25 protein-coding genes and 4 pseudogenes are annotated in these 25,001 nt (G+C 33.6%); 10 read left to right on the top strand and 19 right to left on the bottom strand.

What is annotated here, in order from left to right:
• Positions 1 to 4: 4 nt before the first annotated feature.
• Positions 5 to 1,378, bottom strand: coding sequence for an aminotransferase-like domain-containing protein (locus tag J4P91_RS13445; protein WP_207994538.1), 1,374 nt, complete (start codon positions 1,376 to 1,378; stop codon positions 5 to 7).
• A gap of 124 nt (positions 1,379 to 1,502) precedes the next feature.
• On the opposite strand from J4P91_RS13445, the gene J4P91_RS13440 reads away from it, so the two are divergent.
• Positions 1,503 to 2,435: a DMT family transporter gene (locus tag J4P91_RS13440; protein WP_207994537.1), complete on the top strand. Its 933-nt coding sequence runs from the start codon at positions 1,503 to 1,505 to the stop codon at positions 2,433 to 2,435.
• Between the two features lie 24 nt (positions 2,436 to 2,459).
• Positions 2,460 to 4,145, top strand: a complete 1,686-nt coding sequence (locus J4P91_RS13435; RefSeq protein ID WP_207994536.1) for a M3 family oligoendopeptidase — start codon at positions 2,460 to 2,462, stop codon at positions 4,143 to 4,145.
• A gap of 225 nt (positions 4,146 to 4,370) precedes the next feature.
• Here J4P91_RS13435 and J4P91_RS13430 read toward each other — a convergent pair.
• The 9 genes and pseudogenes from J4P91_RS13430 to J4P91_RS13395 form a co-directional block, all read right to left on the bottom strand.
• A pseudogene (locus tag J4P91_RS13430) lies at positions 4,371 to 4,583 on the bottom strand (winged helix-turn-helix transcriptional regulator); the annotation flags it as partial.
• Positions 4,584 to 4,682: 99 nt separating this feature from the next.
• Positions 4,683 to 5,501, bottom strand: a complete 819-nt coding sequence (locus J4P91_RS13425) for a MerR family transcriptional regulator (RefSeq protein ID WP_207994535.1) — start codon at positions 5,499 to 5,501, stop codon at positions 4,683 to 4,685.
• A gap of 206 nt (positions 5,502 to 5,707) precedes the next feature.
• Entirely contained in the window at positions 5,708 to 5,875 is a 168-nt protein-coding gene (locus tag J4P91_RS29415; RefSeq protein ID WP_374192045.1) for an SRPBCC family protein, read from the bottom strand.
• Positions 5,872 to 6,084, bottom strand: coding sequence for an SRPBCC family protein (locus J4P91_RS28890; protein ID WP_243763844.1), 213 nt, complete (start codon positions 6,082 to 6,084; stop codon positions 5,872 to 5,874). The genes J4P91_RS29415 and J4P91_RS28890 overlap by 4 nt, the downstream gene beginning before the upstream one ends.
• Positions 6,085 to 6,163: 79 nt before the next feature.
• Positions 6,164 to 6,661: an SRPBCC family protein gene (locus J4P91_RS13415; RefSeq protein WP_207994534.1), complete on the bottom strand. Its 498-nt coding sequence runs from the start codon at positions 6,659 to 6,661 to the stop codon at positions 6,164 to 6,166.
• A gap of 170 nt (positions 6,662 to 6,831) precedes the next feature.
• A pseudogene (locus tag J4P91_RS13410) lies at positions 6,832 to 7,290 on the bottom strand (GNAT family N-acetyltransferase); the annotation flags it as partial.
• Positions 7,291 to 7,383: 93 nt separating this feature from the next.
• Complete coding sequence (locus J4P91_RS13405) at positions 7,384 to 8,019, bottom strand: SDR family oxidoreductase (protein WP_207994533.1); 636 nt, start codon at positions 8,017 to 8,019, stop codon at positions 7,384 to 7,386.
• Positions 8,020 to 8,053: 34 nt separating this feature from the next.
• On the bottom strand, positions 8,054 to 8,761 hold the full coding sequence (mtnN, locus tag J4P91_RS13400) for a 5'-methylthioadenosine/S-adenosylhomocysteine nucleosidase (RefSeq protein ID WP_207994532.1): 708 nt from the start codon (positions 8,759 to 8,761) through the stop codon (positions 8,054 to 8,056).
• 24 nt (positions 8,762 to 8,785) lie between these two features.
• Positions 8,786 to 8,899, bottom strand: a pseudogene (locus J4P91_RS13395) (DUF3885 domain-containing protein); the annotation flags it as partial.
• A 354-nt stretch (positions 8,900 to 9,253) separates the two neighbouring features.
• On the opposite strand from J4P91_RS13395, the gene J4P91_RS13390 reads away from it, so the two are divergent.
• Together J4P91_RS13390 and J4P91_RS13385 are read left to right on the top strand one after the other, a co-directional pair.
• Positions 9,254 to 9,949, top strand: coding sequence for a response regulator transcription factor (locus J4P91_RS13390; RefSeq protein ID WP_207994531.1), 696 nt, complete (start codon positions 9,254 to 9,256; stop codon positions 9,947 to 9,949).
• A complete protein-coding gene (locus J4P91_RS13385) occupies positions 9,939 to 11,096 on the top strand; it encodes a sensor histidine kinase (protein ID WP_207994530.1) in 1,158 nt (385 codons plus the stop codon). Before J4P91_RS13390 ends, J4P91_RS13385 begins: the two co-directional genes overlap by 11 nt.
• Before the next feature lie 464 nt (positions 11,097 to 11,560).
• Here J4P91_RS13385 and J4P91_RS13380 read toward each other — a convergent pair whose 3' ends face one another.
• On the bottom strand, positions 11,561 to 12,442 hold the full coding sequence (locus tag J4P91_RS13380) for a LysR family transcriptional regulator (protein ID WP_207994529.1): 882 nt from the start codon (positions 12,440 to 12,442) through the stop codon (positions 11,561 to 11,563).
• Between the two features lie 199 nt (positions 12,443 to 12,641).
• Between J4P91_RS13380 and J4P91_RS13375 the strand changes: the two genes are divergently transcribed.
• The 4 genes from J4P91_RS13375 (at position 12,642) to tatC (ending at position 16,563) form a co-directional block, all read left to right on the top strand.
• Positions 12,642 to 13,862 (top strand): amidohydrolase, encoded by a 1,221-nt coding sequence (locus J4P91_RS13375; protein ID WP_207994528.1) that lies wholly within the window; start codon positions 12,642 to 12,644, stop codon positions 13,860 to 13,862.
• 126 nt (positions 13,863 to 13,988) lie between these two features.
• Entirely contained in the window at positions 13,989 to 15,398 is a 1,410-nt protein-coding gene (locus tag J4P91_RS13370; protein ID WP_243763843.1) for an amidohydrolase family protein, read from the top strand.
• A gap of 170 nt (positions 15,399 to 15,568) precedes the next feature.
• Entirely contained in the window at positions 15,569 to 15,772 is a 204-nt protein-coding gene (locus J4P91_RS13365; protein WP_207994527.1) for a twin-arginine translocase TatA/TatE family subunit, read from the top strand.
• A gap of 44 nt (positions 15,773 to 15,816) precedes the next feature.
• Positions 15,817 to 16,563 carry a twin-arginine translocase subunit TatC gene (gene tatC, locus J4P91_RS13360; RefSeq protein WP_207994526.1) on the top strand — a complete coding sequence of 249 codons (747 nt, stop codon included), beginning with the start codon at positions 15,817 to 15,819 and terminating at the stop codon, positions 16,561 to 16,563.
• A gap of 106 nt (positions 16,564 to 16,669) precedes the next feature.
• Here tatC and J4P91_RS13355 read toward each other — a convergent pair whose 3' ends face one another.
• Both J4P91_RS13355 and J4P91_RS13350 read right to left on the bottom strand, forming a co-directional pair.
• Entirely contained in the window at positions 16,670 to 16,987 is a 318-nt protein-coding gene (locus J4P91_RS13355) for an antibiotic biosynthesis monooxygenase family protein (RefSeq protein WP_207994525.1), read from the bottom strand.
• Between the two features lie 183 nt (positions 16,988 to 17,170).
• Positions 17,171 to 18,544: a short-chain fatty acid transporter gene (locus J4P91_RS13350; RefSeq protein ID WP_207994524.1), complete on the bottom strand. Its 1,374-nt coding sequence runs from the start codon at positions 18,542 to 18,544 to the stop codon at positions 17,171 to 17,173.
• A 393-nt stretch (positions 18,545 to 18,937) separates the two neighbouring features.
• On the opposite strand from J4P91_RS13350, the gene J4P91_RS13345 reads away from it, so the two are divergent.
• Positions 18,938 to 19,948, top strand: coding sequence for a D-alanyl-D-alanine carboxypeptidase family protein (locus J4P91_RS13345; protein ID WP_207994523.1), 1,011 nt, complete (start codon positions 18,938 to 18,940; stop codon positions 19,946 to 19,948).
• A 60-nt stretch (positions 19,949 to 20,008) separates the two neighbouring features.
• Here the strand turns inward: J4P91_RS13345 and J4P91_RS13340 are convergent, their stop codons facing one another.
• From J4P91_RS13340 to J4P91_RS13320, 5 genes and pseudogenes are all read right to left on the bottom strand, one after another.
• Entirely contained in the window at positions 20,009 to 20,794 is a 786-nt protein-coding gene (locus tag J4P91_RS13340; RefSeq protein ID WP_207994522.1) for a glycosyltransferase, read from the bottom strand.
• A gap of 348 nt (positions 20,795 to 21,142) precedes the next feature.
• Complete coding sequence (locus J4P91_RS13335) at positions 21,143 to 21,604, bottom strand: DinB family protein (protein ID WP_207994521.1); 462 nt, start codon at positions 21,602 to 21,604, stop codon at positions 21,143 to 21,145.
• 15 nt (positions 21,605 to 21,619) lie between these two features.
• Positions 21,620 to 22,018 (bottom strand): annotated as a pseudogene (locus tag J4P91_RS13330) (alpha/beta fold hydrolase); the annotation flags it as partial.
• Between the two features lie 491 nt (positions 22,019 to 22,509).
• Positions 22,510 to 22,998, bottom strand: coding sequence for a GNAT family N-acetyltransferase (locus tag J4P91_RS13325; protein WP_017149484.1), 489 nt, complete (start codon positions 22,996 to 22,998; stop codon positions 22,510 to 22,512).
• 22 nt (positions 22,999 to 23,020) lie between these two features.
• On the bottom strand, positions 23,021 to 23,635 hold the full coding sequence (locus tag J4P91_RS13320; RefSeq protein WP_207994520.1) for a flavin reductase family protein: 615 nt from the start codon (positions 23,633 to 23,635) through the stop codon (positions 23,021 to 23,023).
• A 95-nt stretch (positions 23,636 to 23,730) separates the two neighbouring features.
• On the opposite strand from J4P91_RS13320, the gene J4P91_RS13315 reads away from it, so the two are divergent.
• Positions 23,731 to 24,411, top strand: a complete 681-nt coding sequence (locus J4P91_RS13315) for an ArsR/SmtB family transcription factor (protein ID WP_017149486.1) — start codon at positions 23,731 to 23,733, stop codon at positions 24,409 to 24,411.
• 85 nt (positions 24,412 to 24,496) lie between these two features.
• Here J4P91_RS13315 and J4P91_RS13310 read toward each other — a convergent pair whose 3' ends face one another.
• Positions 24,497 to 24,847, bottom strand: a complete 351-nt coding sequence (locus J4P91_RS13310; RefSeq protein ID WP_017149487.1) for a hypothetical protein — start codon at positions 24,845 to 24,847, stop codon at positions 24,497 to 24,499.
• Positions 24,848 to 25,001 lie beyond the last annotated feature (154 nt).

The following is a 25,001-nucleotide window of genomic DNA, read 5'->3' as shown; positions in this document are numbered from 1 at the left end:
AGGATTAGTCTTTCTTAAAATGGAAATCTACATCATTCACTTGTTTCATTTCTTCAATTATTTTATGGATACCTTCTTCAATTTTGTTTTCTTTCACATTTGATACATTTAATTTTAAAAGCTTTTCTTTATGGAAAGAAGCCAAATAATTTTTATCAACAGTCTCTATAAATACTTGATTCTGCCTTAATTTTTTAATAAGCATTTCCGTAATAATATTTTTTTGTAATGATAAACACGTATGTATTCCTATTTTGTTCCCTGTTTTATATGTAAATAGATGTTGATTTTCTTTATAAGCTTTTTCTAATGCTCTAAATAATGCCCTGGATCTATTAAAATAAGACAATCGAATTTTTTGTTTATGCCGTTCAAACATCCCGCTTTTTATGTAAATTTCCAATGCAGCTTGTGAGATCATTGAACTATCAATATCTAATATTTTTTTATATTTATGAAAAGCCTCTGCAATAGAAGGAGGAATGACTGCCACGCCTACTCGTAATCCTGGGAACATAACCTTTGAATAACTTTTTAGATAGATTACATGTGAAGAATCATCGTAACTATATAGTGGATCTGCCTTTGGATTTTGTTCTAAATCTGCTAAATAATCATCTTCTACTATAAATACATTATATTTCTTCGCGAGGGAAATAATCTTTTCTTTTTCTGTCTTAGAATATGAAGTGCCAAGTGGATGATGAAATCTTGGAATTGTATAAAAGAACTTAATTTTTCCCGTTTCGAATATTCTTTCTAACTCAATTAAATCAATACCTTCAGCAGTACGTTTTATACCCATTACAGGTATTCCATTTGTTTCCAGATATTCAATGTATAAATGATAACTAGGTTGTTCAATAAGCACTGCTTTATTTTGATTTGGAAATGGTATGGAAGTTAATATTGCTAGTGCTTGCTGGACTCCTGAGGTGATAAAGATGTTTTCTTCTTTTGTGAAAACTTGATAGTTTGTTAGTTGTTTTTGCACAACTGAAATTAAAGATGGTAACCCTTTAGGTGTACCGTATATAAACAAATCATTCTTATACGTATCAATCGCTTTATTAATACAATGCTGAAAATCTAAGTAAGGAAATACATCAGGATCCGGAGCTGACGAAACAAAATCAATATTTTCCGTTTCATCTACTTCATAATTCGCTATTTTCTTCACCACATAATATCCACTTTGAGGTACGGAATAAATAATATGACGCTTCTCTAATTCATGGAGCGCACGTATAACTGTTGCTTTATTGCACTGATATTGTGTCACAAGTGAACGTATTGACGGTAATTTCTTTCCTTCTTTGATCTTTCCTTTTTGAATCATGCTTTCTAAATCATTTAATACTTTTAAATATTTATACATGATTGTCCCCTATGTCTATTTTGTACCGGTACAGTTTATATTTGTTCACATTGTAGCACTGATTCAGAAAGATTACCATGTACATATACTGGCCAGTAACAAATTGACTATATGAGGTGAAATTATGAAAAATACAACGAAAGCATATTTAGCCGCATTACTATATGCATTTATTATTGGTTTTTCATTTATGTTTGTGAAATTAGCATTAACAGTTACAAGCGCTCTTGATACACTTGCTCATCGTTTTACGGTTGCTTTTTTAATAGCAACTATTCCTGTCATATTTGGTTTTGTAAAACTAAATATTTCATCCAAAACCATACTTGCAATTTTGCCAATAGCAATATTTTATCCAGCACTATTTTTCGCTTTTCAAGCTTTCGGTTTAGTATATACCAGCTCATCTGAAGCTGGAATTATACAAGCTGCTATACCTATATTTACAATGATTTTAGCTTCTTACTTTTTAAAAGAATATACAAATGCATGGCAAAAAATATCTGTACTCATTTCTGTAATGGGCATCATTTATATATTTGTAATGAATGGTATGGAGACGCATGAAACTAGCTTTATTGGAATTATCCTTATTCTGTTATCAGCATTATCCTCTGCTTGCTACAATGTATTAGCTAGGAAAATGACAAAAAAATTTAAGTTAATAGACTTAACATATATGATGACAACGATTGGTTTTCTTAGCTTCAATTTAATAGCTATCATTGAGCATATAAATAAAGGTACCGTAAATGTATACTTTAAACCATTTACAAACGGGACATTTCTTATATCCATTTTATATTTAGGATTACTATCTTCCTTGCTAACAGCATTCTTACTCAATTATTCATTGTCTTATATTGAAGCAGCTAAGATGAGTGTCTTTAGTAATCTATCTACTCTTATCACGATTATTGCAGGGGTATTATTCTTACACGAACAAATCGCATACTATCATATCGTTGGAGCTATGATGATCATCCTTGGTATAGTCGGCACCAACTTTTGGGGTAAAAAAGGAATTTATAAGAAAGAAAAGAATACCTCTATATAGTAAATAAAAAGTGAGGGATATTTCATGCAGCAGACCATACCTATCAATATTAGTAATATAGATGAATTAATAAACAAATTGGATGTACTATTAAATGTATCAATATCTTCTAGTCAAGAGCTTGAGAATTGGTTAATAAAACAATCACAGACTTTAAATTCTATCAATGAACAGCTTATGAAACATTATATCGCCTTTCAACGAAATACGAATGATATAGAGGCAAAAAACATTTTTGACTTTAATCAAAAACACGTACAGCCTGTATTAAAGCGTTATAAAAGTCTATTAGACCAAAAGTATTATGAATCACCCTATCGTTCGCAATTAAATCCTTCTCAGTTTGGGTTCTTAGATACAAAAATTCAAAACACTAGAGAACTCTTTAGCGAAGAAAATATTAGTTTAGAAATTACTGAAGATGAGTTAATAACAAGATATTTTGAAATCACTGGTAACCTCACTTCTATATGGAACGGTGAAGAAGTAAATCTTTCTGAATTAAGTGTCTATCTACAGGAATCAGATCGAAACGTTCGTCAAAAAGCAATGACTGCTATCTCTGAAAAATTTCTATCCGTAGAAAATGAAATTCAAGAAATCTTAAACCAGTTAATTATTCTTCGAACAAAAAAAGCTAGGAATGTTGGTTTAACGAATTATCGTGACTACATGTTTAAAAAATATGAGCGCTTTGATTACTCTGCCGAGCAATGTAATCAATTTGCCGAATCGATTCGTAAATACGTCGTGCCACTTCAAGAAAAAATGCATAAACAAATACAGGAAAATCTTCAAGTAGATACATTACGTCCGTGGGATATACAGGCTATATCTACAGATTACAAACCTTTACAGCCTGTAAAAAATGAAAATGAATTAATAGAAAAAAGTAAGCTACTTTTCTCAAGGATAGATACAGGTTTTACAACCCTTCTAGACAAAATGCATAACCATTTAGATTTAGAAATCAGAAAAGGAAAAGCACCTGGTGGATTTTGTGAGTATTTGCCCGCATCTAAATTATCATATATTTTTATGAACCTAACAAAAACACAAGCTGACGTAGTTGTTTTCTTACATGAGATGGGTCACTGTATCCATCATGATTTAATGAAAGATATTTCGATACATCAATATCAACATTTACCAATGGAGACTGCTGAATTAGCAAGTATGACAATGGAACTATTTACAATGGACAAATGGGATATTTTTTATCGTAATAAAGAAGATTTCAAACAAGCTAAGCAAGAACAATTAACACAAATTGTAGAGTATTTACCAATTACGCTTATCATCGATCAATTTCAACACTGGTTGTATAAGAATCCAAATCATACTACCGAAGAACGAAATGCTAAGTTTTTAGAGCTCTCTACAACATATAATTCAAGCGTAGTAAATACAAATGGGTATGAAAATTGGATAGTCGCACAATGGTTATCTGTCCTGCATATTTTTGAAGTACCTTTTTATTATATTGAGTATGCAATTGCACAAATTGGCGCTCTGCAAATGTATAAACAGTACAAAGAAAATCCACAACAAGCGCTAGAAAACTATAAAAAAGCTTTATCTTTAGGTAGTTCTAAATCTGTAAAAGAAGTATATGAAACAGCTGGAATTCGATTTGATTTTTCTGATGAAACAATAAAAGAATTAATGTGTTTTGTAGAAAAAGAGCTCGAGTTACTAGAACAAATATAAGTAAGTAACAATATGCTCTCTTATCCCCCTATCATTACTACTATTGTGGGATAATGATGTCGTTTAAAAAATATTAAATTTTAAAAATTGAAAAGCAAATGTATAAAATATAGCAAATATAGATTGAACATTCCATATTTCGAAAATGTAGTATCTTAATATATCTATTTTGTTTGCTAGTCTAGTAAGTTTACATAATAAAGTTATAGTAATTTATATTCGAGATTAATCATTCTCTTCTTTTTCACAAATAAATTCTAAATGTCCCCTCCCCCAACTACACATACTATCTAGGACATTACTCACCGTTTTTCCATGTTCAAATAAGCTATATTCCACTTTTGGAGGTATTTCTTGAAAAATTTCACGATTAATGAGTTGATCTTCCTCTAATTCTCGAAGCTGTTTTGCTAGCGTCCCTTGTGATATGTCTATAATTTATTGAAGAACATGTTTACATCTCTTTTCCGATCCAAATAAGAAATGCTGATGAAACGAAAAAAAGCACAATGCATGTGCTTTTTTTCGTTTCATTCTTCATTGTTTTTTTATCGGATAACAAACTTCTGTAACCCACTTATTAGGGTCTGCTTCTGTCGCTGGGCTGACATGATAAATATTGAACATCGCTCCTGCCAATTCATAGCCCTCAGATTCAATCCATTTTGCCGCAGCTTCATTCACCGCTGTCATTTGTTCATAACTTCCATTCACAGTAATGGAAGCAATTAAAGATGAATCTATATTTTTAAACGTAACGTTTTGTGTATTTTCATATTCACCTACTACATTTATTTGTATTTCTACATCTACATCTTTTTCCTTATACTCTTTGTCATGGAATATTGCTAGACTATAATTAGTATTAGCTACAGTTACATTTTTTAATGTTATTTCTTTCATTAGTAGATTCCATAGATTCCCTTCATCATTATAAGATTGAATTACTTTCCGTACACTCGCTACTTTTCTTTCAGGAATCTCTTTTATAGAAACATGGTAACTCATTTCAATAACATCCTCTCTCATTGTTTTTATTGAGTCTTCGAGAAGGCATAACTGTCTTTGGAGATCATTCATTTCTTCTTTTATTTGAGAACTACGAATCAAGAAATGTTCTTTTATAGATTCTAAGTTTTCATTACTATCTAATATTTCTTTAATAACCGCTAAGCTAAATCCCATTGCTTTTAAATTTTGAATTTGATTTACTTTCTTTAATTGCGCAGCTGAATAATACCGGTAGCCTGTTTCGGCATCAATTTTTCCTGGCTTCAGTAATTCTACTTTATCGTAATGTCTCAACATCCGAATGCTAATTGAAGAAAGTTTCGAAAAATCTCCTATTCTAAACATTGGTTCCTCCTATATATTATTGTTATTTCGAAGCTCAAATATAGTGTAAACAATGACATAATGTGAGAGTCAATTAATACTAAAAAAAACATTCCCTAGCGCAAATATTATTTGTATATTTATAACTTCTTCAAATTGGAACCGAGAATTAAAAAGAAAAACAGCACAGGTAAATGCTGTTTTTCTTTTTACATTACTCTTAATTTTCATTTAACTCTTTCAATATGCTCAGCTAATTGTTCAAACGTCCCAGCGAATCCTTTTTTCACGCCTTCATGTGCTTCTTGGAATGTTCTATGTTCTTCCTCAATTGCAGATACGGGAGTTCCTTCCATAATAAGTTTCGTTTTCCCTTCATGTTCAACAAATGTCAATGTATTTTGAATTTCAAGCGCCCAGTTGTGCTGAAAGGAGCACGAATTGTATTATCTTTCTCATTAGAAAAAGAATTAACAAATACAAGCTTTTCTGGTGCGCTTCCTTCATGATAAACAAACTTCCCTCGCATTTCTTGACCATCAGGAGTTTGCATACTGTAATGCAACATATCACCAGAGCGAAGTCCTGATTTTGCAATGTTCATTGTTAATTAACATACATACAATGATTTCTATTTCACAATAAAAACATTTTTATTGTATAATAATTGTATAATAAAAATGTTATTTCACGTCATTAATTTTGATTTTGTTAATAACCAACTTATATCTTTCATACCATTTTTCCCACTCATCTTTTGGAAACTCCATATCATGTCCATCTAATATGGAAGAAAAAATTTCTAAGCATATATGCCATCCAGATAAATCTTTTGGTGTGTGATCATTTATTTCATGAATGAACTCCTTTAATATCAATTGACAGCCATCTGGATTTTTATGTACTTCAAATCGAACTCGATCTTCTCCCCATGTAAATTCTAGTACAGAATTTATTTGACATTCCAAAATATCAATATCAATAAATTCTCCAGAACCATCCATCATATCAAACTTTATCATACCGCCCTTTCGCAAATCTTCTATACGAAGGTTTGGCATCCATTTTGCTAACTTATCATTCTCTGTTAATACAGCCCAAACTTGTTCTACTGAATAATGTAACGGACGATTAAATTGAGCTACATATTCATTATTTATTTTCTCTATTAGAGCTAACATTGTCATACCTCCATTTAAATTTACAGAAACGAACATACGTTCTTATTATTTTAATATCACACAAAACACATGAAAAAGCAAATAAAAGCTTACGGTGTCTATAAAAATAGAAATCCTTCAGTTTCTTTATTAGTATGCAGCTAAAGAATTCTTCTATTTCCCTCTAAACGTTACAATGTATAATACATTTCATACTGAGCTAACGAACTTTTCTCGAATCCATACTTTTTTACAAACCCTTCAAGTAAACCATTATTCGGGAATCCAATAGAAAGACTGGAAAGCTGTAATTCTTCGCTTACTGTTTGTAGTAGACATGTAGCCAGTCCAATTCCTCTATATTTTCTATCCACAAATAATAAACTAATTTTACCATTGTCACTAACACATATAGATCCTTTTAAATCATTGTTAATATATGCTCCATAATACGTATTACTTTCAGCTTTCTCTATATAATCGATATCATTTTGCCAATTTATATGAAAGTTTAACCATTTTTGTATTCCATTTTGAAATTCACCAAACGTAATTTGTTTTATTTCTATATTTTGTAGGCTCTTACTTGTCAAATTAGAAAGATCCTTCAAATTATAGTAAGACAAATCATATACTTTTTCATATCCTAACACCATCTCGAAAAGCTTCGTATACGAAGTCTGTATTTACTTCGCTACATTTTTTATAATGAATCATAATAAGACTTTCATCTACCTTTCCTACTAATTTGAAATAAAGGGACATTTCTTACTATACATTTCATCATGAATTTGTTTTATAACAAACGGCGCAATATCTCCATTTTGAATTTTAATTCCTGGTAAATCTCTGAGACTCTCTTTTATTTTACCGGTCCCTTCCCCGTCTACAACAAAAGGTAATCGTACAATAGTCCAATTCACATTACTATCTCGTATCAGTTTTAACTCCTTATACTTATCTTTCATCATATCTGAAAGTAACAAACGAAATAACATTGCCCCTATTTTATTTAATACACTCTTAGCATCTCCTTTTACATCCATTGATCCTCCAGTAATAAGAACATATCGCTTGATCCTGTATTCTCCCATTACTTCTAAAATATGATTTGTAACCGTGCTAAATATATATGACTCTTTTTTAGGCTGACCTACTGCATTAATAACAGCATCGCAAGCTTGTAGTAATTGACGTATTGCAGAAATATCGCGAGCATCTCCTTTTACAACTTCCAAATGTTTATGCGAGATTTTAAACTTTTGTGGGTTTCGTGTAAGAATACGAACAAAGTAGCCTTCTTGCAGTGCTTGATTTACAAGATATTTACCAGCCTTTCCGTTTGCGCCGATAATTGCTATTTTATTTATTATTTTCATGACTAAAATTAGGCTCCTTCTAAAAAATAATGATTTATTGACGAACTGTAGTTACTTCATATACACGTAAAAACGCAAGTAAATATTCACACGCTCTCTCACAAGCGAACATTTTAAAAATCTTTTGTTCTTCTACCGTTCTATCATTTGCTTGATCTGAAGCTGCTTTCAAACAGAGAAAAGGCTTTTCATTCACATGACATACGTATGCAAAAGCTGCCACTTCTTGATCGACAGCTATTGCACCATATACAGTATGTAATAAACATCTCATTTCCGTACTACGAATACGTTGATCTCCTGATATAAAAGTTCCAAAATGGACTTGATCATAAGATTGCATTTTTTTCATTTGCCTCACAAGATATTTCGTTGTTTCAATAGGAGCTGTTCTACCGGTATATAAATCGAAACTATCCGTTCCTGTTCCCGCAGCTGTTACATCATGCTGTAGTGTGTTAAGTGCAACAACAATATGACCATTCTTTACTTTCTCAGATAAACTTCCACAAATACCTGTCATAAATAACTGTTCAGGCTTAAATTCACTTATTAGTAACTGTACACAGCTGGCACAGTTCACTTTTCCCACACCGGTAATTACAGATATTATTTCTAATTTATTTATAGAATGAAAATGAAATTCCCAAGCAGCTCGCTTTTCTACACGATGACTTGGATAATGCTGCTGCAAGTATGTAAGCTCTGGTTCCCATGCGGATACAATTGCAATACGTTTCATTACACTTTTCACTTCCCCCTATTTTCATTTGAATAATCTCTCAATACTTTTTCGTTCATAACATGGAATCCACTCTTTATATTTTTTATATAAATCTCGTATCATTTCTTTATTCTTCGCAATTACCTCACATCCTCTTCTACATCCTTTCTAATCTACTATTTCTTTTAAACAATTCAAATTCCACTTATTTTTTATTTTAATTCCCAAGTGGTTGTATTCTAAAAAAATGTTTTATGTCACTTTCCCAATCCCCACTTGCCTCAAATGTATATAGGTTTTTATGTAACATGTTACTCTCTCCTCGATAAAATGTTGATTCAACACATCATTAGTATCAAATCATCCTCTTATTTTTTATTCGTGATGTATTTTTTAAATCCTTTTTAATACGTTACATGAAATTTTGTATATGATCTTAACTCCCAAACACCTAAATGTTTGTTATTATATTAATAATGAAGAAATGCAAAGAAAGGAATTAAGTATACGATGGAAAGAAACATTTTAATTATTGATGATGATAAAGACATTGTAGAATTACTAGCAGTTTATTTACGAAATGAAGGTTACAACATTTATAAAGCATATGATGGTGATGAAGCGTTACACATGCTCTCACTTCATCAGGTTGACCTTTTGATATTAGATATTATGATGCCAAAAAGAAATGGGTTGGAAGTCTGTCAGCAAGTTAGAGAAGAAAATACAGTACCTATTCTTATGTTAAGTGCAAAAGCAGAAGATATGGATAAAATTCTAGGTCTTATGACGGGTGCCGATGATTATATGATTAAGCCCTTTAATCCATTAGAGCTAATTGCTAGGGTTAAAGCATTATTACGTAGGTCTTCATTTCAGTATGCTGCATCACAAATAAAAGAAGACGGGATCATTCGGATTCGTTCCGCGGAAATACATAAGCATAATCATACCGTGACAGTAAATGGAGAATTTATTAAACTTACATCCATTGAATTTGATATCTTATATTTGCTTGCTAGTAATACTGGTAGAGTATTTAGTTCAGAAGAAATATTTGAACGTGTCTGGAATGAAGATGGTTACGGTTCTAATAAAACTGTAATGGTTCATATTAGTAACTTAAGGGATAAGCTTGAAACAGGAACAAATGGTGAAAAACTCATTCATACTGTTTGGGGAGTGGGTTATAAAATTGAAAAATGAAACGTTTGATATATTGAAAGTAATCCCCAAATGGAAAATCGCATTTTGGCTTTTAGTATCTATTTTGCTTACACCAATTACCGAGGTTGTCATATCCCGTCTTGTTACGAGTGTAATTGACAGTTCACTTACATTAACGGCATTAAGTGGAGAATTTGTCAGAATTGTCGGCTACGAAAAGTATAGAGGTTTAAAAGAGTCTCTTTGGACAATGATGGGATCCTATTTATTTTTATTCTCAATTTTTTCATTCTATGTTTATATTTTTTATCGTCACGAAAAAAAACTATATTATGAAGTATGCATAAAGCAAATGATTGACGAAATTCGTTATATTGCAGATGGTAATTTCAATCATAAAGTATCTATTTTACACCATCATTATTTAGAAGACTTAGCAACTGGTGTCAATCATATTGTAGAGCAGTTAAAAGTTTCAATTGAAGAAGAGCGTCAAACTGAACAAGCGAAAAGTGAACTCATCACAAATGTATCACATGACTTACGAACACCGTTAACATCCATAGTTGGCTATGTTAATCTCATTCACCATGATAATTACAGAGATGAAGTAGAATTACGTTATTATATTCAAGTTATTTATGATAAAGTAAACCGCTTAAATATGTTGATGAATGATTTATTTGAATATACACGTGTCCAAAATAAAGAACTAAGTCTAAATTGTGTCCCTATTGATATGATTGAATTACTAGGACAACTAACTGTTCAATTTCGTATGCAACTTCAGGAAGCTAATATTGAGTGTAGGCCTACTTTCCCATCCAAAAAGTTAATGGTACTTGCTGATGGGGATAAATTAGTACGTGTATTTGAAAATTTAATTATAAACGCCATCACCTATGGAAACGATGGAAAATATATTGATATTACCGCATACGAAGACAACAACATGATTGTAATTGATATTACAAATTATGGACAACCTATCCCAAGCACGGATTTACCTCATATTTTTGAACGCTTCTATCGTGTTGAAAAATCTCGCTCTACACACACAGGTGGATCAGGACTTGGATTAGCAATTTCCAAAAGTATCGTGGAACTCCATAATGGAACCATTGAAGTATATAGTAATGATGAAAAAACAACATTTACTGTAAAACTGCTTCCATATAATCACTAAAAGATATTTCGTCTCAATAATTATATAAATTATCTACTAAAACAATAAAAGTATTGTATTTTAACAACAAAATAATGATACTATCTCAAAAAGAATCATTTCATTTCGAGATAGTATCATGATAACTGGCATTTTTATACTCTGAGTTATCTAATATATATCGTTTCACGATTTCAAGGAAATACTCTATACCTTCCCCTCTATCATCACTTCAATATTTGTCGGTTCGTCAAAAACTAGCACATTGAATCTTACCAAAACAGTTGCTAGAATACTAGCTGGATTACTTTTCCACTACTTAAATTACGGACATTCTTTCTTAAATCATCTCCTCTGACAGCTTTTGTAGAAATGATAATCTCTTCTCCTTGCTCTAAAGTATGGATATGTATGGTTATTGCCCCTTAACCATTATTTACTGTAATCGCAATGGTATTACCTAATGGGCATTCTTTACACAGATATCAAATTTTTAATATGGACTTATATAAATTAACAAAGTTTTGAGCGATACTTGATAATTCATGATGTTTTAACCAAATTAAACCTGTAGAGGCAGACAAATTTGTATCGGCAATTTTAAAAGCTTGGATAGGATAGCCTTTATGTCGTTGAATTACGGTTTCTGGAACAATGGACGCTCCAAAGTTAGACGCAACTAAATCTAATAAAATAGAAATATCAGAACACTCAGCAACGATATTTGGGCATAACTGATATTTGGAAAATACATCTAGAATCATATTATATACGCCTAATCCCTCCGTGCTAGGCAAGATTAATGGGAATTTTTTCATCTCCTCCAAGGTAATCTTACGATTAGCTAATTGCTGTTTTTTTGAAGTAATTAAATAAAACGGTTCTGTATGAAGATGGATCACAGAAAAATCATCCAATTTTAGCGGTAATCGAATTATTGCCAATTCTACTACTCTATCTCTCACTAACTGACAAAGCTGAGCTGACTCATTTTGTTGAATTTTATACGAGACTCTAGGATATTTTTCATGAAATTGTTGCAGCAATTGAGGTAACCCGACTACTGATAAAGTATTGACACCAAGTGTTAGCCTACCTGTTATCCCATTCCCCACTTCTTTTACTTCCATTTTTGCTTCTTCTAATAATTGCGTCATTTTTAATGCGTATTTATATAAAGCTTGACCTGCTTGCGTTACTTCTAAAAATTTCCCGGATCTCTCAACCAATTTTGTTCCTAGTTCCTGTTCCATCGCTTTCAAGTGTTGACTGAGCGGAGGTTGTGAAATATGAAGTCTATGAGCAGCAGCCGAAATTTGTCTTTCCTCGACAATCGCAATAAAATAACGCAGTTGTCTTATATCCATAAATAGAAAACACTCCCTTTTGTATATGAAAAACTTAAGTAAAATTAATTTTTTTTATATTTTTCATATATCCTTCTTTAGTTTATCATAATCTTATGAATCTTTTTACGTTTCCCTTGTAATATTTCCTGACTTATTAAAATTTCACAAGGGAAAAAGACCATTTTAATCATTTATAAAAGAAAGGTCGGGATACTCTATGAGCACCGCTTTTTGGTTAATCAATGCCAAATTAGAAAACGGTCACTACGTTGAAAATGGAGCCGTTACAGGAACGAAGACAGGCTCTTACCATCTTCTTATTGACAATGAAAAAATCGCAAAAATTGTTACGAATGACGAACCTTTCCAAGATCACTTGCCGAAAGTAGATGTGAAACAACTACTAATTCTTCCATCGTTTATTGAAAAGCACTGTCATTTGGATAAAACGATAATGGGTGACCGTTGGAGAGCAGTAACACCTGTTAACAGTATTTTTGAACGACTTGAAATGGAAAAAGAGGTTCTTCCCTCTTTGTCTACCACTACCCAAGAACGGGCGGAAAATTTACTAGAGACTTTCTTAAAAGCTGGAGCTACTCATATTCGTACACATGTAGATATTTATCCAGAAATCGGTTTACAAAATTTAGAGGACATTCAAAAAGTATTGCAAACATTTGACGGCAAGTTATCTTATGAAATTGTCGCTTTTCCACAGCACGGTTTATTGCGCACTCAATCAGGGAATTTAGTAAGAGAAGCAATTCGCCAAGGAGCATCTCTTGTTGGCGGTGTTGATCCGGCTACTGTTGATGGAAACATCGAAGCATCATTACAAGAAATGATTGAGATTGCTGTGGAAGGAAAGGCAGGTATCGATTTACATTTACACGATGCCGATCACCTTGGTATTTTTACGATGAAAAGGCTAGCTGCCCTTACAAAAGAAGCCGGGCTACAAGGAAAGGTCGCCATTAGCCACGCATTTGGCCTAGGAGATATTCCGCTACATCAAGCAAGTGAAATGGCAGAACTGTTGGCGGATGCAGGAATTTCAATTATCACGAGCGTTCCAATTGACAGAAGTTTCCCCCCTGTTGGGTTATTACATAACAAAGGAGTGGACGTTGCCTTGGGATGTGACAATATTTTTGATGTTTGGTCGCCATTTGGCAACGGAGACATTCTCGAACGCGCCGGTCGTTTAGCGGAGTTTTCAAGATGGATAGATGAACAGTCATTGGCTCAAACTCTAGGATTTATTACGGGTGGCAAGACACCGCTCAATCATGAAGGAAAACAAGTTTGGCCTCAAGTCGGGGACGATGCAAATATCGTGTTTGTCAAAGCATCTTGCTCCGCTGAAGCCATTGCAAGAAGAGCTGAGCGAGCAGCCACTATGTATAAAGGGAAAATCGTTGCAGGTTCGCTTTAATCTAGTGAAGAAGCAAGATCTTAATCATTTTTAAATTAAGATAAAGGGTAAGTGAAATGCGGATATCGGGTTATAAAGTGCATGCTTTAGGCTCCATGCAAAGATTATAAGAGGAGGATATTCCAGATGGATCAAGAAAACAAAGGTTTTTCTCGCAGAAAGTTTCTAGGTAACGTCTGCAAAATTGGAGGGGCTACAGCTGTTCTCGGCGTCACGGACGCAATGGGATTATTTGTCCCTGAAAATGTAAGCGCGGACGAAAAAGAAAAAAAAGATGATAACAACATCAAAAAACCGGAAAAAAATAGCTCCTACATGTTGTTGAATGTGCGATTGGAAAGCGGATATAAATATGAAAATGGCCAGGTTGTCGCAACGGACACCATACTCTGTAATCTTCAAATCGATAAAGGTATTATTACAAAAATATTAGATACAAAAGTTCCTTATAAAAAGAATATCGATCGCTATGATGCGAAAGGCATGCTGCTGCTTCCTTCCTTTAAAGATATGCATATTCATTTGGATAAAACATTTTATGGTGGTCCTTGGAGAGCTGCATCGCAAAGAAAAAACATTTTTGACATGATTGAAGTTGAACAGACGCTGCTACTTGAGTTGCTGCCAACTGCCCAAGAGCGTGCGGAAAAATTAATTGAATTGATTCTCAGCTACGGATCAACATTTGCCAGAAGTCACTGCAACATTGATCCTGTCGTCGGCCTCAAAAATCTCGAGAGTTTAAAGCGCGCCTTAGCGAACTATTCAGATAAACTATCGCACGAAATTGTCGCCTTCCCTCAACACGGCTTACTTCGTTCCAATGCAGAGGGACTGCTGCGTGAAGCTATGCAGCTCGGAGCAACACATGTTGGTGGACTAGATCCCACTTTGGTTGATGCAGATATGGAAAAATCACTACAAACTATGGTACAAATTGCGGTGGACTACAAAGCAGGAATTGATATCCATCTTCATGAAGGCGGTGAAACAGGTTTGAAAGCAATTCATCGATTGGCAGATTTGACTGAAGAAGCCGGTCTGCAGGGCAAAGTGACAATCAGCCATGCTTTCTCACTAGCATCGCTGACAGCCGGCGCCGACATCGAAATGGCAAACCGACTTGCTTCGCTGGGCATCTCGATTGCATCAACTGTTCCAATTGGCAAAAATACGATGCCAATTCCGCTTCTTCAAAAGCAAAAGGTGAATGTCATGCTTGGCAATGACAGTATTATGGATCACTGGTCCCCGCTTGGGATTGGTGACACGCTGCAAAAAGCTCATCTTGCTGCAGAGCTGTATGGATGGTCCTACGAATACAACTTGTCCCGCGCACTTTCTCTTGCTACCGGCGGCATTACGCCATTAGATGAGTCCGGTAAGCAAGTATGGCCAAAGGTTGGCGATGCTGCTACCGCCATACTTGTTCCTGCCAACTGCTCGGCCGAAGCGGTAGCGCGGCTGCCAAAGCGTGCTTCCGTGCTACATAAAGGTACTCTAGCTGCCGGTTCTCTTGATAAAGCCAAAAACTAACCGCTGTGAATACGAATAAAATTGATAAAATTTGTTTGGTATACAACTGAATGGAAGGCAGAAAAATTTCACAAAAACTTTGTTCTAAAGATTCCTTTTTCAAAAACGATTTCAAATATTGCTATAAGTATGTAAAAGAAATTACAAGACTCGATACTAAGGAGGAACTTATGTTTCAGAATATTGGAATCCCCGGATTAATACTTGTTTTAATGCTCGCCCTGATTATTTTTGGCCCTTCTAAGTTACCGGAACTAGGAAGAGCATTCGGCTCAACATTAAGAGAATTTAAAAAATCTACTAGAGATCTTATCGCGGATGACACAGATGATTTACAAAAAAATCCAAATAAGAAAGAAAAACTAGACAAATAGATGAATAGGAGATGTAAGACATCTCCTATTTCATGGGGTGATTAATGTTGGAAGATAAAAATATGAAAACCATTCAGCACCTTGAAGAGTTACGTAAACGCATTATTATCACTTTAGTTGTTTTTTTGCTGTTTTTTATACTGACATTTATATATGTACAAGATATTTATCATACACTGGTCAAAGATTTACCATTTAAGCTAGCTCTGTTAGGACCGAGTGATATCTTACTCGTTTATTTAACAATTGCTGCCATCGCTGCCGGTACAATTACTATACCAGTTGCTGCACATCAAGCTTGGTTGTTTGTACGTCCAGCGTTAACACCAAAAGAACAAAAGGTTGCGATCGCTTACATTCCAGCACTATTGATTCTATTCCTTTTGGGGATTAGTTTTGGTTATTATATTTTACTTCCTCTTGTATTACATTTTTTAATGTCACTATCAAACGATATGTTTACTACTTTCTTTACAGCGGAGAAATATTTCCGATTTTTGCTTCATATGACATTGCCGTTTGGATTTCTATTTGAACTACCCGTTGTTATTATGTTTTTAACAAGTTTGGGAATTATCAATCCATACCGTCTGCAAAAAATTAGGAAATACGCCTATTTTTTATTAATAGTCGCTGCAGTTTTAATTACGCCGCCAGATTTTCTATCGGATTTCCTTGTGGCCATACCGTTACTGCTCTTATACGAGGGAAGTGTCAGCTTATCTAAATTTGTATACAAACGGCAGCTCAGAGCTAATGAAAGGAACAAAAAAGCATACGAATATGTTTAATTTTTCAACTTGATGAAGCCCATGGAATTTTCCCATGGGCTTTTATGTCCGGTATAACGAGTTTTCAATATCAAAGTGAAAAACAAAAATTTAGAATGTAAGTAGTTTACATATTTTCAATATTTTCCACCAACGTATAGTATCCACCCTCTACTCCTTCAATTAGATATTCAATCTTGTTTAAGTGTTTGGAGAAGTCATTTTTTTCTAACCAATCTTTATGATATTCAATACTTTCAAAAGTAGTCATCATAATTGCCTTGTTATTATCAACAGAACGATGCCAACGACTACTAATCCAACCAGGAATACCTTTCCTCTTAAAGTTAAGTAGTTCTTCAGCTTGGATAGCAACCAATTCATCTAGTTTACCTGGTTTGGCAGTAAATACATTAATCCACACTATCGCTTCACTAGAGTTCATCTAAATAACCTCCTTGAAATAAAATTATCTTTTCTACTTAGAACACCATGGATATCCGGAAAATTGATACTGAAATCTAGGATGTTCATAAATGCCCCACCTGTACTTCTAGATTAGTTTTGCTTTCATTTCAAGGGTATTTCAAGACCTTAACTTAATGGCGATAACATATACCTATGCAAGCTAATATACAAACAACATCAATACGCTTGTGACAATTCCGACCCAAATACAGAGAATGAAGCAATACCCCATGATATCTTTGATTTTTAAACCTAGTACCCCTAAAAGAGGTAATGCCCAGAACGGCTGAATCAGATTGGTCCATGCGTCTCCCCAACCTACCGCCATGGCGATAGTAGCTGGATCTACACCTAACTTCAAGCCTGCCGGGACCTGCAGTGGTCCTTGCAAAGCCCATTGTCCCCCGCCAGACGGCGCCAATAAGTTCACTAATCCCGCTGACCAATATGTAAATATATCAAATGTATCCTTTGACGCAATGGATGCCATCCATTCGATGATAGAGCTTCCCAATCCTGAACTTCCTAAAACAGCAATAATTCCTGCATAAAACGGAAACTGTAGGATAATTGGAGAAATGGATTGCGCGGATTCTTTGAATCCTTGTGCAAAGTTTCCAAGAGAACCATGCAGTAGCAAACCGAGTGACAAGAAAAACAGATTAATAATATTTAAATCTAAGCTGTGACCGTTCATGAATTCATATATACAATACAACGTACCAATTACACCTAATAATATTCCCAGAACCGGCGTCCATTCCAATTTTTCCGCGGCGGTTAAATCTTTTTGAAGAGGTTTTACAAAAGAAGTTGTATCCGTTTCGGGTGCTTTATATCCGATAATCCCGCTTTTTGGAGCCATAAGTACAATAATAATAGGCATCGTGATGAACAGAGCGAAAAAAATAATTAGAGTAGAGTAACTAAAAATTGTTTGCGAAGTAGGAATAATTCCAATCATATCTGCAAGAAAATGATCCTTTGTGGCAATAGTCAAGCCAATAGAACTGGACAGACCGGCACTGTATAAGGCTGTCGGAGCATAGGCAGCTGCTACAAGCAATGGAAAATGTGCATTTGGATTCTTTTTCGCCACTTCCTTCGCAATGATCGCCCCCACAACTACTGCCAGTCCCCAATTGATGTAGTACGCCATTGCACTAATCAAAAATGTCATCGTATAAGCCTTTTGAGGTGTGTCGGCTAACTTAGCAACAGACTGCAAACCTCTATTAACGAACGGGACGGAAGCTAACGTCATCCCTGTAACCATTAGCAATATCATTTGCATTGTAAAAGTCAAATAAGTCCAAAACCCATCTCCCCAAGATTTTATGATTGCGTACGGCTTAGAGGGATTCATCAACAAGGCCACAATGAAAGTGAATAAGGTGAGCAGCACAGCAATAACAAAGGCATCCGGGACATACTTCTGGGACCATCTCGAAAATACATTTGCACACCTTGTAAGCAATGATTCTTTCTTTCCTGGATCTACACCTGTGTTTTTCTCCAATAGGGAATGCTTCATAAATATTCTCCTTTCCAAATTTTAATAAGGTGAATGTAAATATCATTCCACAAAAGAAAATAAAATCCTTTTGCACATGCGGATTCTTTCCCCACTGGACTTAAAGAGATTTTCATCTCTAGCTGCTATTTCCATTTCATAATTTACTTCTATATTAATAAAACTGGAATAATTTATTCTTTAAACATTCTTAATGCATTCCTGTCCTCTAATGTGAAATCTTCTTTATATATAAATGTGAATGAAAGTACATTTTCACTGCCTCATCATGACCATAATTATCCAAACTTAATGTTTTCCTTATAATTCTTTAGAAATTCTTTAACTTTTCTTTCCTCCTAGTTAAATATTAATTTTTACACTAGTAATATCGATGTACAAGGAGGATCGCTTATGCAATATGTTAAGAAATTGATGCTTCTTATCTTATCTTTTCTTATTATTACAATTCTTGTTTTTTATTTTTATTTCTATGTAAATGGACCTTCAATTAAAGCAAAATCGGCTATATTAATAGATGCAACATCAGAAAAAATTGTTTATAAAAAAAATGAAGATACTCCTTTCCCTTCAGCAAGTTTATCAAAAATGATGACTGAGTATATTGTGTTAGAACAAATACATAAAGGAAGAATACAGTGGGATGATCATGTAAAAACAAGTAATCCTTCCATTCAAACGGAAGGAGATAATATCGATATAACGGCTAAAGATCAAATAACAGTTCGTGATTTGTTTCATGCAATGGTTCTTGCATCTGATAATAGTGCGGCCGTATCTTTAGCAGAACATATTTCAAAAAACGAACAAGAATTTACGAATTTAATGAATGAAAAAGCGACACAATTGGGGTTATCTCATAAAACTTATTTTGCAAATGCAACCGGCATAATGAATAAGCAAAAAGAATCTAAAATAACCGTCTTAGATGCCTCGAAACTAGCCCAGCATTTAATAACAGATTATCCTATAATATTAAAAATCGCCCAATTAACCTCTTATCAATTTACCTTCAAAGATATACATGTTTTCAATACAAATAAAATGTTGTATTCACTTGATAGCAATGTAAAATTTAAAGGAGTAGATGGTTTACAAACTAGCTTTTCAAATACTGCTGGATATAGTTTTGCCAGTACAGCAAAACAAGGAAACAAAAGGTTGATTTCGATTGTAATAGAGGCAAATGGAGAAAATAGTACGTTTATCGAAACCCAAAAACTATTTACTTACGGTTTCGAACCAACTCACCTTCCATCTCTGCAATCTGTTAAGGATTATTTGATATCGTGGATATCTCTGCTTCAGTTTAAAAATCTATTTTTGCAAGCAATAATAATTTTTCTTGTTATCGCCATTTCTCTATTAGTACATATACGAAAAAAAGATTCAGAGGATTTTTAATTTCAAAGCCTCTTTTACATAAAAAACCGACTTGCATTTTCAAAACAAGTCGGTTTATCTTTAGTTTTCTTTTTCTGTTTCTGTTTCTGTTTCTTTTTCATAATATAACTCATTTGCATATTTTCTATTTGTCCCCTTTAAATATGCAAAAATAATTTGAGGTCTCTTTATCAATGCCCAATCACCGTGTTCATCAAATTTTCTACATGAAGTTGTCATATACGCTTTCTTTATCGTAGTGAATTTTTTTTTACACGTCTTACCATGTTTTTTTAAACGCATCGCAAATTCTGCATCCTCAGCCATTAACAAACTTTCATTAAAACCACCAATTGCATTAAAGTCTTTCCTATAACACCAAAACATCCCAACTGATATGAACCCATATTTAAATATAAGAGGAATAATTAAAAATAAACCTGATACTATGATTCCTAGTGAAATACGTTCAAACTTTCCTTTAACGCCCCCACCTATATATTTTCCGGTCATTAAATGCCTTTCTATTTCAATCAACATATTCTCACTCATCGAGCTATCTGCATCTATTGTAACAATGATTTCTCCCCTAGCTATTTTTGCACCAGCATTTCTAATTTTAGAAAGGTTTTTATTTTCATCTTGCACTGTTATGCAATGATATGACTGTGCAATTTCTTCTGTTCGATCACTACAGCGATTTAGCACAACAATAACTTCGACCTGATTTTTATAAATGTTTGATGCGGCCACAATAGAATCCAGACATCTACCAATATACTTTTCTTCATTGTGTGCAGGGACTATAATAGAAAATTTAATGTCTTGTTCATTATCTCCCCCTACAAAACAACTACACCTACCCATATCGCATCTCTCCCAATACAATTTTTATATTTAGGCATTGCTTTTACTATAGAACAGATTTCTGTATTCGCATTGAATTATATTCATTCATGAATACAACCCTCCTACTTTTTCATACAAAAAACACCGGAATTTAGAATTTATGCCTAACGACTCGGTGTTTTTTGTCTTATGACAACCCCCACTGATTAAAGTGACACTTTAATCAGTGGAGATCTTACTGCCCATTAATGCTGGATAAAATAGTTCAATACAAAATTAGTATCCCTATATGAATTTTATTAGGTATAATACTTTTCAAGACAACCACCACTTTATAGATTTTCACAAAAAAACTTTCCCTGTTTCTTACATTAAACCTCTTCTAATCAAGTTAGCTGACACAGGTTGAAGACCTAACTCCCTTGCCCAAATAGATAATTGACCAATATGATGGATCTCGTGTGCAATCACATGCCGTACAACTTCGCCATATTTGTACGTCTCTTCAGTCCATGAGGCTGTTAATATTTTATTCTCTAAATTACTTGACCATGTTTGCAAAAAAGAATCCATTTCATTTTTAAAAGAATCTGAAAGTTCCTTCACTTTTTCAAGTGATTGATAGTCTTGAAATTGCAGATTCAAATCTTCTTCTCCCTGAAGAGCACGTATCCAGCTATATTCTACATCTACAATATGAAACAAAGTCTTCAAAATACTCCCTACTCCTCCAACACGTTTACAGAGTAAATCTTCTTCCGAAAGCTGCTTACACCATTCAAACCATTGCTCTCTAACTTGCCAATTATATAGAAATAAAGTTTTCAATCAACTTCTCTCCTTTTACATATGAGTTAATACCCATTTAACGGCTTCTATCACATATTCAGGCTCATCTCTTTGAATATAATGACCGCTATTGGGTGCAAGAATCAATTCGTTGTTATTTGATAATTGTAATAATTCTTTTTGCATTTGTAGCCATTTTACTTGAGCTTCAGGAGAATAAAACGCTTTTTTTCCAGCAGCAACTATAACAAGTGGAATCTTCCTTATTGATTTACAATGAAGACCAGCCTCAGCCAAGCTACTCATAAACTCTTCATACGTACTTTCATATATAAATTGTTTATAATATGCTTCTTGAAATTCAGGAGGCATTATGGATAGAAAATCTTCTCTATAGTTTTCTGACGTTGAATCTACTAATATTAACCCTGCTGTTTCTTCTGGATAAAAAGAATAGCAATTATGTATCAATATTATCTGTCATAATTAATTTTTCAGAAGTATATTGTCTTATTTGTTCATAAGCAAGTTCGATTACGTGTTCTTTTGAATCTATCAAAGAGAGATTACGTGTTAGTGGATTCCAATATTCATAACCCTCGTCTTCTGTCCAACGAAAAACTTCAATTGTATACAAATTGTCGTTTCGCTTGATGATTTGTGCTTTGTACTCTTTGGTTTTTGTATATAATTCTAAAATGACAAGCCCCCTCAGATTATAACCACCTCTCGTATATATTAATCTACAAATGAGAAAATTATACTTCTAGATAGATTCACATTCCGAAAGTTTATCATCATTTTCACACGAGTACATTCTCATATCTCTCACTTTACTATATTCTGGTCAGTTCATTCCATTCCACCTAGATGCATACTCTCTTCCATCTCTTGCCTGTTTGTTACATTCTATTAAACCATTCATGTTCTAAAATACTCATTTCCTACAAACTCCAATACTCATCTCCTATTTTCCTCGCATCTCTCAATAACTCTTTTTTTACAAATCCAACTTTTTCATAACATGCAATGGCAGATGTATTAAAATCAAATACTCCGAGAGAAACTCTATGCAATTTTAGTTGTCCAAATGCAACGTTGAGCACTGCTTCCATCATCTTTTTCCCAATAGATTTCCCTCTCATACTTGAGTCCCCAACTAAAACTTTTCCAATTCTTGCAGAGTTATTTATTCGGTCAATTTTCCCAAGCGAAATATGCCCTATAACCTTTCCAGTTTTTTGATCAATCACTTTATATACAAATACGTCTGCATTCTCATAATTTGCATTCTTTATATACTTCTCTAATTGTTTTTCCTGTAATGGGTAAGTAAATGCTGGTCCTCCCCATTGCAATAAAAATTCCTCTGAATGAATCCAACCCAGCAGCTGTTTGAAATCGCTTCTTTCAAAATATTCAAGTTTAATCATTACCTCTGGCCCCTTTTAAGATTTAAGCTCGATAATTCTTCCCTAACTCTTTTCCTATTGAAAAATAATGTCTAAAACTATAAAATAACGGATTCCATTTTTCTGGATTAATATGATTTTCCCCTTTAATTATTTCTTCATGGGCATATACATGAAGAACTTCCGTTTCAACAATTGCGAAGAAAGGACCATATTCTGGAATACGTATGTCTTTTACTTTTGCCTCAATTTGTAGTGGACATTCTTTTATTCGTTGTGGTTTTACAGATTTTGAATCAATTGGTGTAAAACCCGCTATTGTAAATTTATCTTTTTGATATGTATATCCCATTTCTTGTTTATAAACCGGAACTTTCTCTACCCCTGTATAAGGTGAAATTTTTTCTACTTGCTCCCACTGCGATGAAGGAGGTAAATTAATTACGCACTCTCTGTTTCTTTCAAGATTCTCAATTGCTTTTCCTCCAAGTCCAACACCTAAAATAATATAGTTACCTAAAGCCCATGAAGAAGACATTGGACTTATATTTGTTGTTCCATCTTCATTTAATGTTGATAATAAATAAATTGGCATTCCGTAATATAAAATTTTTGGCTTGATTTCTTTACAGGAACCTTGTTGAAATGTGAAATCCATAAAATCACTCCTATTCTTATTTCTTCATTTGTATTGTAAAACACAAATAATTCCATTATCATCGAAATATGGATGTAAAATAAGGAGTGATGCAAATGAATGTAAATGCAGCAAAAATAGCTTCTCTTATTAGCGATAGATCACGAGCAACAATTCTAGTTCAACTTTTGGATGGTCGTCCACATCCAGCTACCGAATTAGCACATGCAGCAAAAATCAAACCACAAACAGCCAGTTTTCATCTTCAAAAACTATATGAAGCACAGATTATAGATGTTGAAAAACATGGAAGACACCGTTATTACAAAATAGCCAACCATGAAATAGCAGAATCGCTGGAAAAAATACTATATTTGGCCTCTCCAGAACCAATTCGATCCTTTAAGCAATCAAAGGAGACTAAAGAAATTCAATATGCCCGAACTTGCTATGACCATTTAGCCGGAAAATTAGGTGTTGAAATTACAAATTCACTTTTAGACAATGAAATATTAATCAAAGATGGTTTACAATTTAAAGTAACGAAAAAGGGACAAGAATTTTTTGAGAGTTTTGGTATTGATTTAGATTCGTTATATAAAAAAAGAAGGTTTTTTTCAAAATGTTGCTTAGATTGGAGTGAAAGGCAACATCATATAGCGGGCTCTTTGGGGAACGCTATTTTGGAGCAACTGTTACATGAAAATTGGATTGCTAGAGCCGAACACTCAAGAGCAATTCACATTACTCCATTAGGAAAGAGAAAAATATATGAGACTTTTTCAATACAGATATAATATCTAGTACTCACTACAAAATAACAGGAGTGTTTATGACTACTTATCAAAAAAAGCTGCCCTAAACAGAGCAGCCTTTTATCAACTAAATCGCATTTGCTCTTGAGAAAAACTCAATTTCGCAAACCGAAACTGTTGTCCGTGTAGTGCCTGCAACAATATCAACAGTGTCACATGAGACAGCTGCAACAGTACCAGTCACTGTAGCACCACTTTTAGTAGTAATTGTTACAGCAACACCTGTACCTATGAAAGATCTTAGTCTCTTAACTAGACCTGTTGTGCAACAACAATCGCATTTTTCATTTCGATCTTTTTTGCACTTCTTAAATTCTCTCCAGCAGTCATCATCATGATCATCCCAGCATTTAGAATGCTTTTTGTGATCCCAACATTTAGAATGTTTCTTTTCAAACCAATCTTCACGACAACTCATTATTTCACCCCTTTATCCTTTTACTATAAATTATGTAGAAAGAAATAAAGTGATAGAGACAAACACATAGATACAAGAAAACAAACAATTGTCCTATACCGTGTTTAAAATAGAGATAATAAAAAATGAGCTCTTTATAAAGAACTCATTTTTT

The sequence above is a fragment of the Bacillus sp. XF8 genome (assembly GCF_017498755.1).
GTDB classification, from domain to species: Bacteria; Bacillota; Bacilli; order Bacillales; family Bacillaceae_G; genus Bacillus_A; species Bacillus_A bingmayongensis.
The sequence above is the reverse complement of the archived record's forward strand: the minus strand, read 5'-3'. Positions and strand labels throughout refer to the sequence as shown.

What these genes read in the sequence shown, in the direction of transcription:
- J4P91_RS13445 (WP_207994538.1), bottom strand. Translation starts at nt 1,378, where the DNA reads ATGTATAAATATTTAAAAGTATTAAATGATTTAGAAAGCATGATTCAA.
- J4P91_RS13440 (WP_207994537.1), top strand. Translation starts at nt 1,503, where the DNA reads ATGAAAAATACAACGAAAGCATATTTAGCCGCATTACTATATGCATTT.
- J4P91_RS13435 (WP_207994536.1), top strand. Translation starts at nt 2,460, where the DNA reads ATGCAGCAGACCATACCTATCAATATTAGTAATATAGATGAATTAATA.
- J4P91_RS13425 (WP_207994535.1), bottom strand. Translation starts at nt 5,501, where the DNA reads ATGTTTAGAATAGGAGATTTTTCGAAACTTTCTTCAATTAGCATTCGG.
- J4P91_RS28890 (WP_243763844.1), bottom strand. Translation starts at nt 6,084, where the DNA reads ATGAACATTGCAAAATCAGGACTTCGCTCTGGTGATATGTTGCATTAC.
- J4P91_RS13415 (WP_207994534.1), bottom strand. Translation starts at nt 6,661, where the DNA reads ATGTTAGCTCTAATAGAGAAAATAAATAATGAATATGTAGCTCAATTT.
- J4P91_RS13405 (WP_207994533.1), bottom strand. Translation starts at nt 8,019, where the DNA reads ATGAAAATAATAAATAAAATAGCAATTATCGGCGCAAACGGAAAGGCT.
- mtnN (WP_207994532.1), bottom strand. Translation starts at nt 8,761, where the DNA reads ATGAAACGTATTGCAATTGTATCCGCATGGGAACCAGAGCTTACATAC.
- J4P91_RS13390 (WP_207994531.1), top strand. Translation starts at nt 9,254, where the DNA reads ATGGAAAGAAACATTTTAATTATTGATGATGATAAAGACATTGTAGAA.
- J4P91_RS13380 (WP_207994529.1), bottom strand. Translation starts at nt 12,442, where the DNA reads ATGGATATAAGACAACTGCGTTATTTTATTGCGATTGTCGAGGAAAGA.
- J4P91_RS13375 (WP_207994528.1), top strand. Translation starts at nt 12,642, where the DNA reads ATGAGCACCGCTTTTTGGTTAATCAATGCCAAATTAGAAAACGGTCAC.
- J4P91_RS13370 (WP_243763843.1), top strand. Translation starts at nt 13,989, where the DNA reads ATGGATCAAGAAAACAAAGGTTTTTCTCGCAGAAAGTTTCTAGGTAAC.
- J4P91_RS13365 (WP_207994527.1), top strand. Translation starts at nt 15,569, where the DNA reads ATGTTTCAGAATATTGGAATCCCCGGATTAATACTTGTTTTAATGCTC.
- tatC (WP_207994526.1), top strand. Translation starts at nt 15,817, where the DNA reads ATGTTGGAAGATAAAAATATGAAAACCATTCAGCACCTTGAAGAGTTA.
- J4P91_RS13355 (WP_207994525.1), bottom strand. Translation starts at nt 16,987, where the DNA reads ATGAACTCTAGTGAAGCGATAGTGTGGATTAATGTATTTACTGCCAAA.
- J4P91_RS13350 (WP_207994524.1), bottom strand. Translation starts at nt 18,544, where the DNA reads ATGAAGCATTCCCTATTGGAGAAAAACACAGGTGTAGATCCAGGAAAG.
- J4P91_RS13345 (WP_207994523.1), top strand. Translation starts at nt 18,938, where the DNA reads ATGCAATATGTTAAGAAATTGATGCTTCTTATCTTATCTTTTCTTATT.
- J4P91_RS13340 (WP_207994522.1), bottom strand. Translation starts at nt 20,794, where the DNA reads ATGGGTAGGTGTAGTTGTTTTGTAGGGGGAGATAATGAACAAGACATT.
- J4P91_RS13325 (WP_017149484.1), bottom strand. Translation starts at nt 22,998, where the DNA reads ATGATTAAACTTGAATATTTTGAAAGAAGCGATTTCAAACAGCTGCTG.
- J4P91_RS13320 (WP_207994520.1), bottom strand. Translation starts at nt 23,635, where the DNA reads ATGGATTTCACATTTCAACAAGGTTCCTGTAAAGAAATCAAGCCAAAA.
- J4P91_RS13315 (WP_017149486.1), top strand. Translation starts at nt 23,731, where the DNA reads ATGAATGTAAATGCAGCAAAAATAGCTTCTCTTATTAGCGATAGATCA.
- J4P91_RS13310 (WP_017149487.1), bottom strand. Translation starts at nt 24,847, where the DNA reads ATGAGTTGTCGTGAAGATTGGTTTGAAAAGAAACATTCTAAATGTTGG.